This is a genomic window from Paenibacillus sp. NRS-1782 (assembly GCF_050467685.1).
Classification (GTDB): Bacteria; Bacillota; Bacilli; order Paenibacillales; family Paenibacillaceae; genus Paenibacillus; species Paenibacillus terrae_A.
The window spans coordinates 22,305-39,992 of sequence record NZ_JBITPH010000030.1; the positions used below are offsets into that span (position 1 = coordinate 22,305).

Consider the following 17,688-nt stretch of genomic DNA (forward strand, 5'->3'; position numbering starts at 1 on the left):
GCGATGTAGGAGAAAACTACTTCAATTTTTAGTTACTCATTCTATGGTATAATATCAATATAGAGACTTTAATTATGAAAGTCAGAAAACGATTCCGACCGTGAAAGGATTTTGGGCGTGCCAGATCAAAAAAAAGTAACCATAGAGGATGTAGCCAAGCGAGCAGGGGTCGGTATTGCGACTGTATCGAGGGCTATTAATGATAGTGAGGGCATTAGCCCAAGAACGAAAGCATTGATTTTGCAAGTGATTGAAGAAATGGGCTTTACGCCCAACACCTCGGCTCAGAGCCTGAAGGTGCGTCAGACATTCCAAATTGCGCTGGCTGTGCCGGATATTCGTAATGCGATTATTCCCGAGATCGCTTGGTCTGTGGAGCAGGCCGCCAAGCAGCATGGTTACCGTGTTGTACAAATTAATACCGCCGGGAACGCGAGGATGGAGCTTGAAACGGTGCGTGAGGTCAAGAAGCTGCATGTGGACGGGCTAATTATTATGCCGCTGGCGTATCCCAAAATGCTGGTCGATCTGATCAACAAAGCCAGCGTTCCGGTGTCCATCATTAACTATGGCAAAAAGCTGGGCGAAGACGTCAAAGCCGATATCGTCAGTCTGGCCCGACATGAGGGGCGCCTTGTGATGGAGCATTTGCTTAAAATCGGGAGAACGAGAATTGCTTACGCAGGCGCTGCGAAGGATAAAATCGAGGAAAGGTACTTCGCTTATGAACAGTCTCTCCAGCATGTGGACCCTTCACTTGTTTATTTTGGCGATGATTTCTCTTTTGAGACAGGGCTGCGTGCAGCCGATTATTTTTATAGCTTAAAGCACATGCCAGATGCCATTTATGCGGTTAACGATATGGTAGCGATAGGAATTGTGAATCGGTTTAAGGCTTTGGGTGTAAAGGTGCCGGAGGAAGTTGCTGTGGTCGGCATTGATAACAATTTGTGGGCTACAGTAACGACGCCGCAGATCAGCTCTGTTTCCATTATGGGAGAAGAGGTGGCTCGATTGGCTGCGGAGCTGCTGCTCAAGCGGATTCAGGAGCAGACACCGGGCGATTACGAGCGTGTGCAATTCGAGCCTCGTCTGATCGTCAGGGAATCGAGCGTGTCCGTGATTCGCAAGCCTACGGTTGGACGAGACTGAGTAGAGGGGATTTTAGTTTTTTCTGTGTCCGTTTCTGTAGCTTGCAATTGCGGCTGGAGCCGGAATTGGTGGTGTGGTTGTAGGTCAGGTCTCGCTATCGCCATTGTGGCTACGTATTTGCTTTCACGGAGATCCTCAGTTCAAACGTAAGTGAGTGCTACAGAATAAGGTTTATTGGTAAATAGAAAAGAGGGGACCCGGCCGTGGAGAAGGTTTGGAGGCCCTCTTTGACTTAGCAGTAATTTTACCACCCTCGATAAATCCATATAAACTTAATTGGATGAAGGCTGCTATCGTTAGAGAGAAAGCCTTTTGATCTATCGGGATTTGAACTTCCGCGCTATACGCTTCTTGTTTTTTTGACGCCAAATCCATCTTTCGATAAAGTTTTTTTCTTTTCGTTCCTGAAGTGTTTCCTTCATACCCTTAATGAGAAATTCGGATCTGCGCTTGTCATTTCTGCTAATCTCGCGCAGTTCCTCAATAAATTTAGTGTCCATGTCCGCATCTCCGTTAGTTCAGGATTATACAATGTGCTAAGCTAGATTATACAGAACGTATGTTCCTTTTTCAAGTCTATTCCGTGTTTATGAAATCATAGAACGATTTTGTGAAATGGTAGTTCCCGGCCCAAACCAATCAACGTTTGACGTTGCAGCAAATACATAATATCCGAAGTAGTGGCAGACTTCCACCCAGCTATCGTTTGGTCTAACGACCTCTCTTTCGACTTAAGGAACATTTTACAAGACTGTTTCAGGAGTTTGCAAGTTTTGGACTTCCCGGGCAGTATTTTCCGCTCTAAGCCAGCATTTTTTGAGAAATTCTCATTAGATTCTCCGCATCCTCCGAAGACAGAATGCCGAAAATAATTTCAATTTGCCTAGTGGATTCGAAACAAATAAGATGTCCCGAGAGCATAAGCGCAAGAATGAGGACGAAACCAAGCTGGTCTCTTGATAAAATGAGTTACATCACATATCAGGAGGCTATATTTATGAATAGAATACAGTAATTTAAAGCACTTCATACTTCAGAGGAACTGTTTTTTGGGGAATGCGTGGGACTTGTTATCTGCCGTGGCTTTGGTATGGGGAGGACACAGCAACGATTGTCGAGCATGTTTTAAGGACAGCAGATGTGGGAGTCGCAGGGATTAATATTGAAGATTCATTAAAACAGCAAAAGGGACTTCGAGAAGTGGTTCTGCATAGTAACCTTCTGTCCAAGATTAGAGCAGCACTGGATACTCATGGATTTAACGATTTTTTTATAAATGCAAGAACAGATACATATTTGCAAAAGGATACCCCGCTTTTGGAAACGATAGAACGAGCAAATGCGTATGTGGAGAGTGGAGCGAGCGGAATTTTTGTTCCGGGGTCATATCATGGTTGCTTTGTAAAAGAACGCCGAGCAGCTAATAGAGCTACAAGATACTTCACATTTATATGCGTGAGGATGAACTATAGAAAGGACAGAATATTCGATCATGGCTGAAATCAATCTTTTTTTTGAAGAAATGTGGGAGAAAATTATGGCGTGTGATCGTAAATATGACGGGGTGTTTTTTACCGCAGTGAAAACAACCCGAATATACTGCCGACCTTCCTGTCGATCCAAAAAGCCGAAAAAAATTAATGTTGAGTTTTATGATGACATCGACACTGTGGAAAAGGCGGGGTTTCGGGCCTGTAAAAGATGTCAGCCTCATATTGAACATTCACCGTATATCAGGCTTGTCCAGACTGTGGTTACCTTTCTGATCAATCATTATAAGGAAAGACTGGTATTGCAGGATATTGCGGATGATGCTGGAGTAAGTCCCTTTTATCTGGATCGAATCTTTAAACAGGAAACCTCAGAAACCCCGCGTACCTATCTGGAAAAAATAAGAGTAGATAAAGCAGCATATCTGCTTAAAAGCACGGATTGTACCAATCTTGAAATTTGCTATGAGACGGGCTTTCAAAGTCCTTCGAATTTTTATAAGGCATTTCGCTGTTTGAAGCAGTGTTCCCCCAGTGAATACAGGAAGCTGAACAGGTGAATAGATGCTTTAGATATATAGACACAGGAGGTTGTTATCTTTTTATGAGCAGGCAATATGTATTGAATTATGCGTCCCCGATTGGAGAGATAGAAATAGGGGGTACAGATGAAGCTGTCCGTTCTATCATGTTTTCTGATCGGGATACATCAACTACCACGATGCTGGACGAGACTTCACACCCCGTTTTAGAGGCATGCGCTAGTCAGCTTGATGAGTATTTTAAAGGTACGCGCTATGAGTTTACGTTTCCTTATGCTTTTGAGGCTACAGACTTTCAAAAAAGTGTATGGGATGCTTTGGTAAAAGTAAGCTACGGTGAGACGGCGGCCTATAAAGACATTGCCCTTTCGATTGGAAATGAAAAAGCCATTAGAGCTGTAGGCAGCGCCAATGGGAAAAACAAGCTGAGTATCGTGATTCCATGCCACCGAATTATTGGTTCCAACCAGAAATTAACGGGTTATGCGGGGGGCTTATGGAGAAAGGAATGGCTACTCCGGCATGAGAATCAATTCAGGGAACTACATAAGAATATGGAACAACGGCTTGAAAAAAAGTAAGGTTTCATATCCATAATTATCATCAGATGGAATGAACTTCATTTAACCCTATGCTATGATTTACCAAAAAGAAAGATTCAAAAAGGGGAAATAAGGACGAAGTTCAGAAGGATTATATTTTTATTTATGTTTTCTACGATGCTCATGGGTTTGTTTGCTGTAGAAACAGAAAGAGCACATGCAGACAATTCTATGGTACTAAGAGATGGAAAGAAACCTTAATTATTGACAATTTGCACATGTCGTCCTCTGACTACACAGTTGATTACGTAAACAAAACAATAACAATTGCAGCCCATTGTCGAGTCTAAAGAAGATCAAGCTGTAGATGAATCATCCGAGATTCCTTTGTCTATAAATGGCGTTACTTTTAAAGCGATAGTTCCTGCAATCGAGCGTATACAGCTTCCAAAAGTACAACATGGCTAGCTGGCGTAGGAATAGGGACGTAAAAGAGCTTGAGAATTATAGGAAATCACAAAGAGAATAACAGGTAATGAGGAGGAGCATACATGAACTTACCTGAACATGGGAGTAAGGATGTATCGAGCATTCTTGCATTGGAGTTAGAACAGGAGCCTGTCCAATCTATAAACGGTATCCATAAAGTGGAGTCTGATTCACATACGTATTGGCTGATTGACGTTGAATTCAGTGGGTTTACGATGTCGGCTGAAGAGATTTTGCATGTGCATACCGGAACGGGAACCAGGATTTTTCTGGCTGGATACACTCGCGGAGGATCGGATTGCAGATTTGATTTTCAGTATGGATGTGGTACGAACTGTGCAGCCGCTAACTGTTTTTGAGGCGATGTGGAAAAGTGCTGAATATCACGTACCAGACTTGGAGGAACGTTAGTGAATGAAAATGATCTACCTTCTGTGCCGGAGCATTATCTCCAGCAGATTCAAGAATTGGAAGATAGATTAAGCCAGTTTGGCTTTACACCGGGTGAGGAAGTTGTGCCATTTTCACTCATATGAGCCATTAAGGACGGAGAGAGTTCGTTTTAGGAGATTTGTACATGGTTGAAGGAGAGGCAGTGATGAATAATTGGGAATCGGGAATCATTCAGGTCGATGATGAACATGCGATTTATTCTTCTTTAACGGAAGATCAGATGCTAAAGACCGCTTTTTATTCGAAATATTTTCATTCGGTGAGGGAGCTAAGTAATGACTATATCTGGTATCGCTTTGATCAGGTTCCTTTGCTGCGTCGGCATTTTTTCGTGACGGTATGCTTTAAGGATACAAGCCTAATTGTCGTGGAGATTTCGCTCCAGGGCGATGAATTTCCAACTTCGTGGGATAATTGGTCTGAGCGATCTTACATAAAATGAACTACAGCCCTGTGCTTGGTGTTGGAGGTGGGAATGTTGGATGAGTAAGGGAGATGTGTTGTGGATAAAAAGGAAAAAAAATACTTATGAACACATTCTGGTCCTCCAGCGGCTGGAAGCAGGAGCGGGAATCTTTTTCGGGTGAGGATTTTGAATATGCCAAAAGTAAGGGCTTGATGTTCGATCCGATCACCATTACACATAACGAGATTATAAATAGGTTACATGAGCTGCACCAGCAAAAGGGTGCAAAAGAGCGAGTGGCAGCAGCGTTTTTACACAGTCTTTCCACGAAAAAGGTTCATTTACGAAGCGCTTTATCGAGCTGTGAGGATCTGGTTATACTTCATAACATGCTCGAAGCTGTTCAGAACTGTGATGCTCAGAGCAGTGCACGTCAATTGGAAAAGCGCTGGAAGGATGTGTTTCCATCCAGCAAAAACGAGCGTGATGTAATCATGGAGGTGTGGGGATATGCCGGACTGCTGGTCCCACAGGACACGCCTCGTAAACGACTTTTCCTCTTGTCTATCGGACGCTGAGAATGGGATTGTCTTCTGTTGACCAGGACTTGGAAAACGTGGGACGTTCGATGGGTGCAAGTGACTGTTAGGTTTTCCGATATATCACCTTCCCTTTAATTTTCCCTTCTTTTAAAGCTGCCTTTATACTCGGTTTTGCCCGCGGTCTGGGCGAATTTGGTGCTACGCTGATGATTGCCGGAAATATTCCGGGTAAAACACAAACGATTCCAACGGCCATTTATATTGCAGTGGATTGTGGTCATCTTCCTATGGCCTGGGCCTGGACATGCTCTATCATACTCATTTCTTTTATAAGCTTCCCTTTAGCAGAGGGAGGCTTTTTTGTATCTTTCCATAGAACGAGGGATTTCCTGTAGCGCTATAGGACATTCCCTAATGGGAACAGAGATGAATGAATTACATAATGAGAGTAAGCGAATGAACCTTTCCATGGAACTTGCGTTGGGATGATTCATTCTAAAAAGGAGTGTTGGTCATCGATGAAAAAAAAATACAACCTCAACTTTTTTAAACCGATCGAAAGCTATTCGGGAAATTGGTCAATCCTTGAGGAAAAAAATAGAGAATGGGAAAACGTGTACCGTCAGCGTTGGTCTCACGACAAAGTGATTCGGACGACGCACGGAGTCAACTGCACCGGCTCCTGTAGTTGGAAGGTTTTTGTGAAAAACGGCATCATTACTTGGGAGAATCAGCAGATCGATTATCCTTCCTGCGGTGTTGACATGCCGGAATTTGAGCCGCGTGGATGCCCGCGTGGCGCTACATTTTCCTGGTATGAATACAGTCCATTACGCGTGAAATACCCCTATATGCGCGGTAAGTTATTGCGGCTTTGGTTAGCCGCCATTAAGGAGCATACGAATCCAGTAGACGCATGGGCAAGCATCGTAGAAGACCCTAAGAAAGCCAAGCTCTACAAATCGGCTCGCGGAAAAGGCGGGCATGTCCGCGTCGGATGGGACGATGTCCTGCGTCTGATCTCGGCGCAGCTCATCTATACCATTCGTAAGTATGGTCCCGACCGCATCGCGGGCTTTACGCCAATCCCGGCGATGTCAATGATAAGCTACGCTTCGGGAGCCCGGTTCATTTCGCTACTCGGTGGGCAGATGTTGAGTTTTTATGACTGGTATGCCGACCTTCCGCCTTCATCTCCTCAAATTTGGGGTGAGCAGACGGATGTACCGGAATCTTCTGATTGGTACAATGCGGGTTACCTGATCATGTGGGGATCGAACGTACCACTTACCCGGACGCCAGACGCTCATTTTATGACGGAAGTACGATATAAGGGAACAAAAGTCGTATCAGTGGCTCCCGACTTGGCGGAGAATGTGAAGTTCGCTGACAACTGGCTTGCACCACATCCGGGTACAGATGCTGCCGTAGCTCAGGCTATGACGCATGTTATTTTGGATGAGTTCTACAAAGAGCGCCAAGAACCGATGTTCATTAACTATGCCAAACAATATACGGATATGCCGTTTATGATTCTGCTTGATCCACACGAAGGAGTCTGGAAAGGTGGACGTTTTCTACGGGCGAGTGACCTTGGGGATGTATCGCCGCATGCAGACTGGAAGCCAGTCATATATGACGAAGCGGCGGGGGAAATGCTGGTCCCGAACGGTACGATGGGACAGCGCTGGGAGCAGGATAAGAAGTGGAACCTGATTCTGGAACGGGGAGATGGAACAAAGGTTGAGCCCGCGCTCACTGTGGAAGGTCATGGCGAGCAATGGGAAGAAGTCGTATTCCCTTACTTTGATAACGCCGGTAATGGAACGTTCAAACGTGTAATTCCGGCCAAAAAAGTACGCTTGGCAGATGGCTCGGAACGTTACGTAGCAACCGTGTACGATTTGATGATGAGCCAGTACGGTGTCGCACGCAATGACAGCCCTCATAACGCCAAGAATTATTACGACGAAGCTTCGCATTATACCCCTGCCTGGCAGGAGAAGATCACAGGCGTGAAGGCGTCAGTTGTGGTACAGATTGCTCGGGAATTTGCTCAAAATGCTATCGATACTAAAGGGCGTTCCATGATTATTATGGGTGCGGGTATCAACCACTGGTTCAATAGTGACACGATCTATCGGTCCATCTTGAATCTGGTCGTGTTGACTGCTTCCCAAGGTGTAAACGGTGGAGGCTGGGCGCATTATGTTGGTCAAGAAAAGCTCCGTCCCATCGAAGGCTGGTCATCGATTGCCTTTGCAAAAGACTGGCAAGGGGCGGCTCGACAGCAAAATGCTACATCGTTTTTCTACTTTGCAACAGAGCAGTGGCGTTACGAAGAAAGTGGAACAGACACCTTGAAGTCACCGATTGGCGGGGATGTCAGTTACACACATCCAGCAGACTACAACGTGCTCGCAGCGCGTCTGGGTTGGCTGCCTTCTTATCCACAGTTTAATAAAAACAGTCTGCTGTTCGCCGAAGAGGCTGCGCAATTAGGCAAGAAGTCCAACGAGGACATCATTAATCATTCTGTAGAAGAGATTAAATCACGTAAGACACGCTTCGCTGTAGAAGATCCTGGGGCAGTCGAGAACTTCCCGCGTTCACTCTTTGTTTGGCGGTCAAATCTGATTTCCAGTTCGGCGAAGGGACAAGAGTATTTCATGAAACATTTACTTGGAGCATCTGATGCCCTGCTTGCCCGGCCGAACGAAGAACAGAAACCTGAGGAAATCGTCTGGAGAGAAGATGTAGAAGGAAAGCTTGATCTGATGGTTGCACTTGATTTTCGGATGACAACAACTCCATTGTACGCGGACATCGTGCTTCCGGCGGCAACCTGGCACGAAAAAACAGACTTGTCGTCAACAGACATGCATCCTTTCGTGCACCCGTTTAATCCGGCTGTTAATCCACTGTGGGAATCTCGCGCGGACTGGGATATTTACCGCCAGCTTTCCGAAGTCTTTTCGGATATGGCAAAAGAGTACCTACCAGGAATATATAAAGACCTTGTGACTGCACCGCTCGCACACGATAGTATAGGCGAAATTTCACAGCCGATGGGTCTTGTAAAGGATTGGACGAAGGGCGAGATTGAAGCGACTCCGGGTAAAACCATGCCGAATTTCAGCATCATCGAACGCGATTATACTAAGATTCACGATAAATTTATCTCACTTGGTCCGAATTTGGCTACTGGGAAAACAGGTGCGCATGGCGTCAGCTTCTCCGTAGCGGACGAATATGAGGAATTGAAAAAGTTGAACGGAGTTTATTACGATGAGTCCATTAAAGATGGGCTGCCAAAAATCCAGACAGCTCGCCAAGTGGCCAATACGATTCTTCACCTTTCATCCGCGACCAATGGACGGGTCTCGCAAAAGGCTTATGAGCAGGCAGAAGAGCTTCACGGTGTGGAACTCAAAGACATCTCGGCCGATCGGGCAGCGGAAAAGATAACTTTCCAAAGTATCACGGCACAGCCGCGTGAAGTTATACCGACACCAGTATTCACTGGATCGAACAAGAAGGGACGCCGCTATTCACCATTTACAACGAATATTGAACGTCTCGTTCCGTTTCGTACTTTGACAGGAAGACAGCATTTTTATATTGATCATGAGATTTTCCGACAATTTGGGGAATCATTACCAATCTACAAACCGACTCTGCCGCCGATGGTGTTCGGCCCTCGCGACCGGGAAATAAAAGGCGGGCAAGATTCACTCGTGCTTCGTTATCTGACACCGCACGGTAAATGGAATATTCACTCCACCTACCAGGACAACCAGCACATGCTTACACTGTTTCGCGGAGGTCCTACGGTGTGGATTAACAACGAAGACGCAGAGGCACATGATCTTGCTGACAATGACTGGGTAGAGGTATACAACCGTAACGGCGTCGTAACCGCCCGGACCGTTGTCAGCCACCGGATGCCAAGAGGAACGATGTTCATGTACCATGCTCAGGATAAGCACATTCAAGTTCCAGGCTCCGAAATCACGGATACACGCGGCGGTAGTCATAACGCACCGACAAGAATTCATCTCAAACCAACCCAGATGGTCGGTGGATATGCTCAGCTTAGTTATGGATTCAACTATTATGGTCCCATCGGCAACCAGCGTGATGTGTACGTTGCGGTACGTAAAATGAAGGAGGTTAACTGGCTTGAAGATTAAAGCTCAAATTGCTATGGTCATGAACCTGGATAAATGTATTGGCTGTCATACGTGCAGCGTGACATGCAAAACAACCTGGACGAATCGCAAAGGTGCGGAATATATGTGGTTTAACAATGTGGAAACCAAACCCGGTATCAGTTATCCGAAGCGCTGGGAAGACCAGGAATTATACAAAGGGGGCTGGCAGCTCCGCAAAGGGAAACTGGAACTGAAGTCAGGCAACATGCTGTCCAAGATAGCACTGGGTAAGATTTTTTACAATCCAGACATGCCGGAAATGAAAGATTATTATGAGCCCTGGACTTACAATTACGAGCAACTGACCAACGCCGGTGAACAGAAGCATTCACCTGTGGCACGCGCGCACTCTGCGGTAACGGGTGAAAAAATGGATTTGGAGTGGGGTCCAAACTGGGAAGATGACCTGGCGGGTGCGCATGTAACCGGTCCGCTTGATCCAAATATTCAGAAAATCGAAGAAGAGATTAAATTTAACTTTGAGAAATCGTTTATGGTTTATCTCCCACGCCTTTGCGAACATTGCCTAAATCCAAGCTGTGTCGCGTCATGTCCTTCGGGCGCCATGTACAAACGGGACGAGGACGGAATCGTGCTCGTGGATCAGGAAGCCTGCCGCGGATGGCGGTATTGCATGACGGGCTGTCCTTACAAAAAAGTGTACTTTAACTGGCAGACGAACAAGGCGGAAAAATGTACCTTCTGTTTCCCACGTGTGGAAGCTGGCCTGCCGACAGTCTGCTCCGAGACATGTACAGGACGAATTCGCTACCTCGGCGTTATGCTGTATGACGCGGATCGAGTGCTTGAGGCCGCTTCTACGCAGGATGAGAAAGAACTTTATAAAGCACAGTGCGACCTGTTTATGGATCCAAGTGATCCGGCAGTGATTGCTCAAGCGAGAAAAGACGGTATCTCGGAGGACTGGGTTGAAGCAGCGCAGAACTCGCCGGTCTACAAGCTTGCCATTGAGCACAAGCTGGCATTCCCGCTTCATCCGGAATACCGCACATTACCTATGGTGTGGTATGTGCCACCACTTAGTCCGATCATGAATTACTTTGAAGGGAAAGACTCGATTGAGAATCCCGATATGATCTTTCCGGCTATCGAAGAGATGCGCACCCCCATTCAGTACCTTGCCAATATGCTGACGGCGGGCGACACGCAAACCGTGAAGGAATCCTTGCAGCGAATGGCTATGATGCGTTCCTATATGCGTGCCCAGTCCACAGGACAATCTTTCGATGAAAGCCGTCTTGAGCGCGTCGGCATGACACCGCGGCAGACCGAGCAGATGTATCGACTTCTGGCGATTGCCAAGTATGAGGATCGTTTCGTCATTCCGACATCGCATAAAGAAGGATATTCGAATCCATACCGTGCTCAAGGATCTGCGGGTTACGGCGATATCATGGGGAACATGGGTTCAGGCTCTGGATGTGACGGCTGTAGTCTGGCAAGTTCAATGGGGATGGAAGAGCCTTTGAAAACTGGAAAAGAAATGGTTGAAGAAAATTTCTACGGGGGTATTTGGCGTGATTAATGTAACGAAGCTGTATGAATGCAAGCCATCATTCGGGTTTTTCGCCCAGCAACTTATGTACCCAGAAAAGCTGGATTTTCATCCGGCTTTTCTGGAAGCATCGTTTGATCCAAACCATCCGGCATATACGCATGCGAACACCTACTGGTCCCTTATGCAAGAGTTCAGTATGGAAGAGATTCAGGAAATGTATACAGAAACCTTTGATTTTCAAAAAAATTGTGCACTATATATGACTTACTTCAAATTCGAGGATGCAAAAGAACGGGGACAAATGTTGGTCAAGTTAAAGGTACTATATGAGATGTACGGACTTGAAATGCCAGATGGAGAGCTGCCAGATTACCTTCCGCTCATGTGTGAATTTCTGTATGCCGCCGAATGGGCGCAAGATCCGAAGACGACAGAAAACTTCCGCATGCCAATCGCGATCCTGGAAGACGGCACATATCATTTGCTTAAAGCGCTGGAAAAAATGGAAAGCCCGTATTTTCATTTGGTGAAGGGACTGCGCGAAACGCTTAAAGCTTGCGTAGAACAGGAGGCAGCTGCGCAATGATGATGCTAGAGCAGTTTTTATGGGTCATTTTCCCTTATATGTGCGTGGTCGTTTTTATTGTAGGGCATATTTTCCGCTATAGAAACGACCAGTTCAATTGGACAGCAAAATCAAGTGAGTTTATTGAAAAAAAACAATTGATGATCGGAAGCCTTTTATTCCACCTGGGAATTATCCCGGTTATTATGGGTCATGTATCCGGTCTGGGCATACCAAAAACCTGGATGCATGCACTGGGTGTAAACGATCATCTGTATCATATTGGAGCAGTTTATGTTGGTGGAATATTTGGAGTGATGACATTCCTCGGTATGTTGGTTCTTACCTCTCGTCGTTTTACAATACGCAGTGTGCGCCGTTTAAGTACAGCGTCTGATTTGGTTGTAAACGTATTGCTTTTGGCCATTGTATGCATGGGGATGTTCGCGACTCTCGTAACAAATGCGGTACAGCCGGAATTCGATTATCGGGAGACGATCTCGATCTGGTTCCGCGGTTTATTCATATTCCGTGTCGACCCGACACTGATGAGAGACGTACCGATGTCTTTCAGGCTTCATATACTTATGGGCTTTGCGATTTTTGCATTCTGGCCGTTTACCCGGCTTGTACATGTGTGGAGTGTTCCGTTGAATTATGTGCGCAGAAGTTATATTCTTTACAGAAGACATAAATAGAATTAGGAAAGCGGGCTCTGCCTTCTTTCCTAATTCTATTAGGAGAGAGCGATGAATACTAGGATGGATTATCAAAGGGAGCTTGAGCGAATACGCGAACATTTCGGTTATGATTTCATGGCGCTTGCTCTTGTTGAACCGGCCGAATATCAATACGTAATTAAATGGAAAAATGCAGCCGGTAATTTAAATGATCGCTTTAAGCGGATTGTGCTGCAATCCGGTAAGGGCATAGCAGGAATCGTGTTTAAAACCGGGAAATCCGTTTTCATTCCATCTATTTTTCAATATGTGGGGGCAGACAACCTGTTTAACTATCCGATCGTTCAATCCGGTTTATCCAATTGGATAACAGATCAATATCCAGATATGCCGATCAGATCTGTGCGAATTGCGATAAACGAGGAGTACGCGCTGTCTACGGATGTATTACAGGATGGAGACATTGCAGCCTTCATTCCCCCAGTCAGCGGCGGCTAATGATAACGATGATAAACAACTAGAAAGGAGGGGGCGTATGAATTTTCATCCACTGAAAGACACGTTGCAGCGGCCGATCCGTGACCTGCGTATATCGGTTACGGACCGCTGCAATTTCCGCTGTTCCTACTGCATGCCCAGAGAAATTTTTCGTGACGATTACGCCTTTCTTCCCCAAAATGAATGTCTGTCGTTTGAAGAGATTCACCGGCTGACGAAGCTCTTTGTATCCCTGGGTGTAAAAAAGATCCGACTCACGGGCGGCGAACCATTAATGCGCAGGAATTTACCTGACCTAGTCTCCCAAATCCTGTCCATTGACGGAGTGGAAGATGTCGGCTTGACCACCAACGGTGTACTGCTAGGTCAGCAGACTAAGCCCCTCTATGACGCGGGGCTACGACGGCTTAATGTCAGTCTGGACGCTCTGGACCCCGAGCTGTTTGGGCGGTTGAATGGGCGGGGGATTAAGCCTGATGTTATTTTGAAGCAGATCGAATATGCAAGAGAAATCGGCTTTGAAATCAAGGTCAATATGGTAGTTCAAAAAGGCGTTAATGACTCGGAGCTTTTGCCGATGGCCGCTTATTTTAAGAAGCAGGGAATAACCCTTCGCTTTATCGAGTTTATGGATGTAGGTAATGACAACGGATGGAGCTTGAAAAAGGTACTAACCAAAAAAGAAATCGTTGAACGACTTAAGAATGCGTACGAACTGGAGCCGATGGATCGGGATTACTTTGGAGAAGTGGCAAAGCGTTATCGTTATAAAGACAGCGACGCACAGATAGGTTTTATTACTTCGGTTTCTGAATCGTTTTGTTCGTCTTGCACACGTACCCGCTTATCGTGCGATGGCAAGTTTTATACATGTTTGTTTGCTTCAGGCGGATTCGATCTACGTCAGAGGCTTCGTAATGGAGCGAATGACCAGGAATTACTCGATGTAATTACTTCAGTATGGGAACAACGCACAGACCGGTATTCCGATGAACGCACTGAACAGACAGCAAAAAACAGAAAAAAGATTAGTATGTCCTACATTGGAGGTTGACATTTTACACTAATAAAATAGGGTCTACTTGTAGTGACTGCCCTAAAAAAGAAAGCGCAAACATTTTGTTGGCAAATCTTAAATTCGATGTTATTATGATGTTGGGATTGTTACTGAAAAGGCAAAACCCGAGGCATGGAATTAATATTTCCATGTGTTGGGTTTTGCCTTTTCTTTTAGAAATACAAGCTTTTTATCCTGCAAGAAATGTATATCTGGCCCAGCCATAACGCAGAAAGGTGAGTGATATAAAGCCTTACAAGTGCTGAACAACAAAGATGATGACGTCGACCAACGAATCGACATCCGAAAATGATGTCATGGACGTGGTTAACCGACTATATCCATTTGCAAAACGGAATATCAGATCGGTTTGAGAGCACTCAAGATCATTCAGGGAAAACGTAAGGCTTTTGTCTCTTAATATGAATGCGTTTTCACAACACGAAGTTGTAAATCAAATACATTTTAATTTGATTTATGACGAAGGTTTGATCGGCTATTACCGTCTTGTGACCTATCTGAAATTTCGCCCAGCAACTAAATCCTTTTTTAAATTTTTGTGGGATAAGGGGGCAGTTAGATGATCATAACGAAAATATTTAATAATAACGCCATAATAGCCAAAGATTCAAAAAGGGATGAGTTTGTTGTTATGGGTCGTGGTATTGCATTCAAAAAGAGTGCAGGAGAACAAGTAGAAGAGCATTTAATTGAAAAGGTCTTTGTGCTTAAACAGAAGGATGCTTCAGAGAAATTTAAATTATTGTTAGAGGATGTTCCATCAGAATATGTTTCGTTATGCTATGACATCATTGAATATGGAAAAAACATATTAGAGGCACAATTGAGCGATTATATATATGTTTCGCTTACGGATCACATGAACAATGCATTTAAAATGTTCGATGAAGGGTTTAAAAATGCAAATCCGTTAATTTGGGAAATTAAAAAATTTTATCCCAAAGAATTTGGGGTTGGATTAAAAGCACTGGAGTTCATTGAAGACGAAACAGGCAAACGCCTGTCGGAAGATGAAGCAGGCAATATAGCCCTTCATTTAATAAATGCTCAAGTAAACAGCTCCTACAATAAGGTAGCAGATGTTGCTCAGCAAACTCAAAAAATACAGGATATCTTAAATATTATTAAATACTCTTATAATAACACCTTAGATGAACACTCCATCAGTTATGAACGTTTTATTACACATTTAAGATTCTTCTTTCAGCGATTAAATAAAAAAGAAAAAACAGAACTGGAAGACGATTTTTTGTGGAGGCAAGTGAAGGCCAAGTATAAAAAGGCTTACGGCTGTATGCTGAAGATCGAAAAATACTTGAACACGGTATTGTCAGATGAGGAAAAGCTGTATATAACGATTCATATTCAGCGTTTGACCCAAAGACAAAATTGAATAATCCTGGATTGTTACTGGTAAAGCAGGCGAAACCAACCTAGATCGAATTTGATCTATTTGGTTTTTCCTTTTTTATAAATACCATTATTTTGAATAGTTCAATTCCCTCGAAGGCACAATATATAGGCAGTCTATAGTATTGCTGAAACGCTCTCGAGATGGATGCAAAATGCCAAATACAAATAAAGGGGAAGTTACGATGAAGTATGAGACATTAGCAAAAGACATTATCAAAAATGTCGGCGGCAAAGAAAATGTGAATAGTCTAACTCATTGTGTAACACGTTTGCGTTTCAAACTAAAAGATGAAAGCAAGGCTAATACAGAGGTTTTGAAAAACATGGATGGTGTTGTTACAGTAGTAAAAAGTGGTGGACAATACCAGGTTGTTATAGGTAACCATGTACCGGAGGTTTACGCTGAAGTTACTGCTGTAGGCGGTTTCCAGGAAGCGTCTTCAGAAGAAGCATCAGATGAAAAAGTGAGTTTGTTCAATAGATTCATTGATACCATTTCAGGTGTATTTACACCAACGCTAGGTGTCCTGAGTGCCACAGGTATGATTAAGGGCTTCACTGCCTTATTTGTAGCTTTGGGCTGGCTGACCAATACATCTGGTACCTATCAAATTCTCAATGCCTTAGGAGATTGTTTATTTTACTTCTTCCCTATTTTCCTGGGTTATACGTCGGCCAAAAAGTTCAATGCCAACATTTTTATAGGTATGGCCATAGGAGCATCGCTTGTTTATCCAACATTTAATGCTATAACATCAACGGGCAAACCGCTGTACACTTTATTTAGCGGGACCATATTTGAATCTCCGGTATATATAACATTTCTGGGCATTCCGGTCATTTTGATGAGCTATGCTTCAACCGTTCTTCCGATTATCGTATCCACCTATGTAGGCTCAAAAATAGAAAACTTCTTTAAAAAGGTCATCCCTAGCGTAGTGAGAACATTTTTGGTTCCGTTTTTCACCTTGTTAGTCATTGTTCCGTTGGCATTGATTGTAATTGGCCCCCTCTCGACATGGGCAGGTCAACTGCTTGGAGCAGGAACTCTCTTTGTGTATAACCTAAGTCCAATTATTGAAGGTATACTTATGGGTGCTTTCTGGCAAGTGTTTGTTATCTTTGGATTACACTGGGGACTTGTTCCGATCGCACTTAACAATTTGGCAGTGCTCAAATTCGACCCGATCCTTGCTGCAACGCTTGGAGCTTCCTTTGCTCAGACGGGTGTCGTGCTGGCCATTTTATTTAAAACCAAAAATGCAAAACTGAGATCACTTTCCATTCCAGCTGTCATCTCGGGGATTTTTGGTGTTACAGAACCAGCCATTTATGGGATTACATTACCACGCAAGAAACCATTTATTTTAAGCTGTATAGCGGCTGCAGTAGGCGGCGGTATTATAGGGATGATGGGAACGAAAGGATATATCATTGGCGGATTGGGTATTTTCGCCATTCCAAGCTATATCAGTCCGGCAGGAATAGACAGCGGATTTTATGGAGCGGTTATTGGTATCCTGGTAAGCTTTGTATTAGGGTTCTTGCTTATGTTCTTTAGTGGATTTAAAGATGATGAAGTGAAAGAAGGTAAAAAGGAAGATAGTACAACAGGGGCGGAAAAGGGAGAAGTTTTAGTAACACAAGAGACTGTGATTAGTCCGTTAAAAGGTGAAATCAAACCTTTATCTGAATTAACAGACGAAGCCTTTTCGACAGGTGCCTTGGGTAAAGGGATTGCTATTGAACCTTCCGAAGGCAAGGTTGTTTCACCTGTAGACGGCGTATTAACATCATTATTTTCGTCAGGTCATGCGATCGGAATTACAAGTGATCACGGTGTTGAAGTCCTCATCCATGTGGGTAAGGATACAGTCAAATTAAAAGGCAAACATTTTTATCCTAAAGTAAAACAGGGGGATGCTGTAAAAAAAGGTCAGCTGCTCATGGAGTTTGATATGAAAGCGATCAAAGAGGCAGGTTTTGTTCTGACCACACCTGTTATCGTTTCCAATACTGCCAATTACCTGGATGTCATTGAAACAGAGAAGAAGTCGATTGATTTTCAAGAGGATTTATTGACGGTTGTAGTCTAATCCCGATTA

16 protein-coding genes and 2 pseudogenes are annotated in these 17,688 nt (G+C 44.3%); 17 read left to right on the forward strand and 1 reads right to left on the reverse strand.

Features of this window, described 5'->3' with window-relative positions; genetic code table 11:
- Positions 1 to 117 precede the first annotated feature (117 nt).
- Positions 118 to 1,152 (forward strand): LacI family DNA-binding transcriptional regulator, encoded by a 1,035-nt coding sequence (locus tag ACIFQM_RS12325; RefSeq protein ID WP_430043445.1) that lies wholly within the window; start codon positions 118 to 120, stop codon positions 1,150 to 1,152.
- Positions 1,153 to 1,469: 317 nt separating this feature from the next.
- Here the strand turns inward: ACIFQM_RS12325 and ACIFQM_RS12330 are convergent, their stop codons facing one another.
- Entirely contained in the window at positions 1,470 to 1,652 is a 183-nt protein-coding gene (locus tag ACIFQM_RS12330; protein WP_430043443.1) for a hypothetical protein, read from the reverse strand.
- A gap of 589 nt (positions 1,653 to 2,241) precedes the next feature.
- Between ACIFQM_RS12330 and ACIFQM_RS12335 the strand changes: the two are divergent.
- From ACIFQM_RS12335 to ACIFQM_RS12410, 16 genes and pseudogenes are all read left to right on the forward strand, one after another.
- A pseudogene (locus tag ACIFQM_RS12335) lies at positions 2,242 to 2,535 on the forward strand (isocitrate lyase/phosphoenolpyruvate mutase family protein); the annotation flags it as partial.
- 109 nt (positions 2,536 to 2,644) lie between these two features.
- Positions 2,645 to 3,202 carry a bifunctional transcriptional activator/DNA repair enzyme AdaA gene (locus ACIFQM_RS12340; protein WP_430043441.1) on the forward strand — a complete coding sequence of 186 codons (558 nt, stop codon included), beginning with the start codon at positions 2,645 to 2,647 and terminating at the stop codon, positions 3,200 to 3,202.
- 44 nt (positions 3,203 to 3,246) lie between these two features.
- Complete coding sequence (locus ACIFQM_RS12345) at positions 3,247 to 3,765, forward strand: methylated-DNA--[protein]-cysteine S-methyltransferase (protein ID WP_430043439.1); 519 nt, start codon at positions 3,247 to 3,249, stop codon at positions 3,763 to 3,765.
- Between the two features lie 512 nt (positions 3,766 to 4,277).
- On the forward strand, positions 4,278 to 4,574 hold the full coding sequence (locus tag ACIFQM_RS12350) for a hypothetical protein (protein ID WP_430043438.1): 297 nt from the start codon (positions 4,278 to 4,280) through the stop codon (positions 4,572 to 4,574).
- 51 nt (positions 4,575 to 4,625) lie between these two features.
- Positions 4,626 to 4,751, forward strand: coding sequence for a hypothetical protein (locus tag ACIFQM_RS12355; protein WP_430043436.1), 126 nt, complete (start codon positions 4,626 to 4,628; stop codon positions 4,749 to 4,751).
- Positions 4,752 to 4,792: 41 nt separating this feature from the next.
- Positions 4,793 to 5,110 carry a hypothetical protein gene (locus ACIFQM_RS12360; RefSeq protein ID WP_430043434.1) on the forward strand — a complete coding sequence of 106 codons (318 nt, stop codon included), beginning with the start codon at positions 4,793 to 4,795 and terminating at the stop codon, positions 5,108 to 5,110.
- An 86-nt stretch (positions 5,111 to 5,196) separates the two neighbouring features.
- Positions 5,197 to 5,652, forward strand: coding sequence for a hypothetical protein (locus ACIFQM_RS12365; protein ID WP_430043432.1), 456 nt, complete (start codon positions 5,197 to 5,199; stop codon positions 5,650 to 5,652).
- A pseudogene (locus ACIFQM_RS12370) lies at positions 5,628 to 6,011 on the forward strand (molybdate ABC transporter permease subunit); the annotation flags it as partial. The gene ACIFQM_RS12365 and the pseudogene ACIFQM_RS12370, both read left to right, overlap by 25 nt.
- A 123-nt stretch (positions 6,012 to 6,134) precedes the next feature.
- Complete coding sequence (locus tag ACIFQM_RS12375) at positions 6,135 to 9,809, forward strand: nitrate reductase subunit alpha (RefSeq protein ID WP_430043431.1); 3,675 nt, start codon at positions 6,135 to 6,137, stop codon at positions 9,807 to 9,809.
- Positions 9,799 to 11,376: a nitrate reductase subunit beta gene (narH, locus tag ACIFQM_RS12380; RefSeq protein ID WP_430043429.1), complete on the forward strand. Its 1,578-nt coding sequence runs from the start codon at positions 9,799 to 9,801 to the stop codon at positions 11,374 to 11,376. Before ACIFQM_RS12375 ends, narH begins: the two co-directional genes overlap by 11 nt.
- Positions 11,369 to 11,935: a nitrate reductase molybdenum cofactor assembly chaperone gene (narJ, locus tag ACIFQM_RS12385; protein ID WP_430043427.1), complete on the forward strand. Its 567-nt coding sequence runs from the start codon at positions 11,369 to 11,371 to the stop codon at positions 11,933 to 11,935. The genes narH and narJ overlap by 8 nt, the downstream gene beginning before the upstream one ends.
- On the forward strand, positions 11,935 to 12,612 hold the full coding sequence (gene narI, locus ACIFQM_RS12390; protein WP_430043484.1) for a respiratory nitrate reductase subunit gamma: 678 nt from the start codon (positions 11,935 to 11,937) through the stop codon (positions 12,610 to 12,612). The genes narJ and narI overlap by 1 nt, the downstream gene beginning before the upstream one ends.
- A gap of 51 nt (positions 12,613 to 12,663) precedes the next feature.
- A complete protein-coding gene (locus ACIFQM_RS12395) occupies positions 12,664 to 13,092 on the forward strand; it encodes a MoaD/ThiS family protein (protein ID WP_430043424.1) in 429 nt (142 codons plus the stop codon).
- Positions 13,093 to 13,129: 37 nt separating this feature from the next.
- Positions 13,130 to 14,146, forward strand: coding sequence for a GTP 3',8-cyclase MoaA (gene moaA / locus ACIFQM_RS12400; protein WP_430043423.1), 1,017 nt, complete (start codon positions 13,130 to 13,132; stop codon positions 14,144 to 14,146).
- A gap of 583 nt (positions 14,147 to 14,729) precedes the next feature.
- Positions 14,730 to 15,563 carry a BglG family transcription antiterminator LicT gene (gene licT / locus ACIFQM_RS12405; protein WP_430043421.1) on the forward strand — a complete coding sequence of 278 codons (834 nt, stop codon included), beginning with the start codon at positions 14,730 to 14,732 and terminating at the stop codon, positions 15,561 to 15,563.
- 202 nt (positions 15,564 to 15,765) lie between these two features.
- The gene (locus tag ACIFQM_RS12410; RefSeq protein ID WP_430043418.1) at positions 15,766 to 17,679 is read left to right on the forward strand and encodes a beta-glucoside-specific PTS transporter subunit IIABC; all 1,914 of its coding nucleotides are present in this window, start codon (positions 15,766 to 15,768) and stop codon (positions 17,677 to 17,679) included.
- Positions 17,680 to 17,688: the final 9 nt, after the last annotated feature.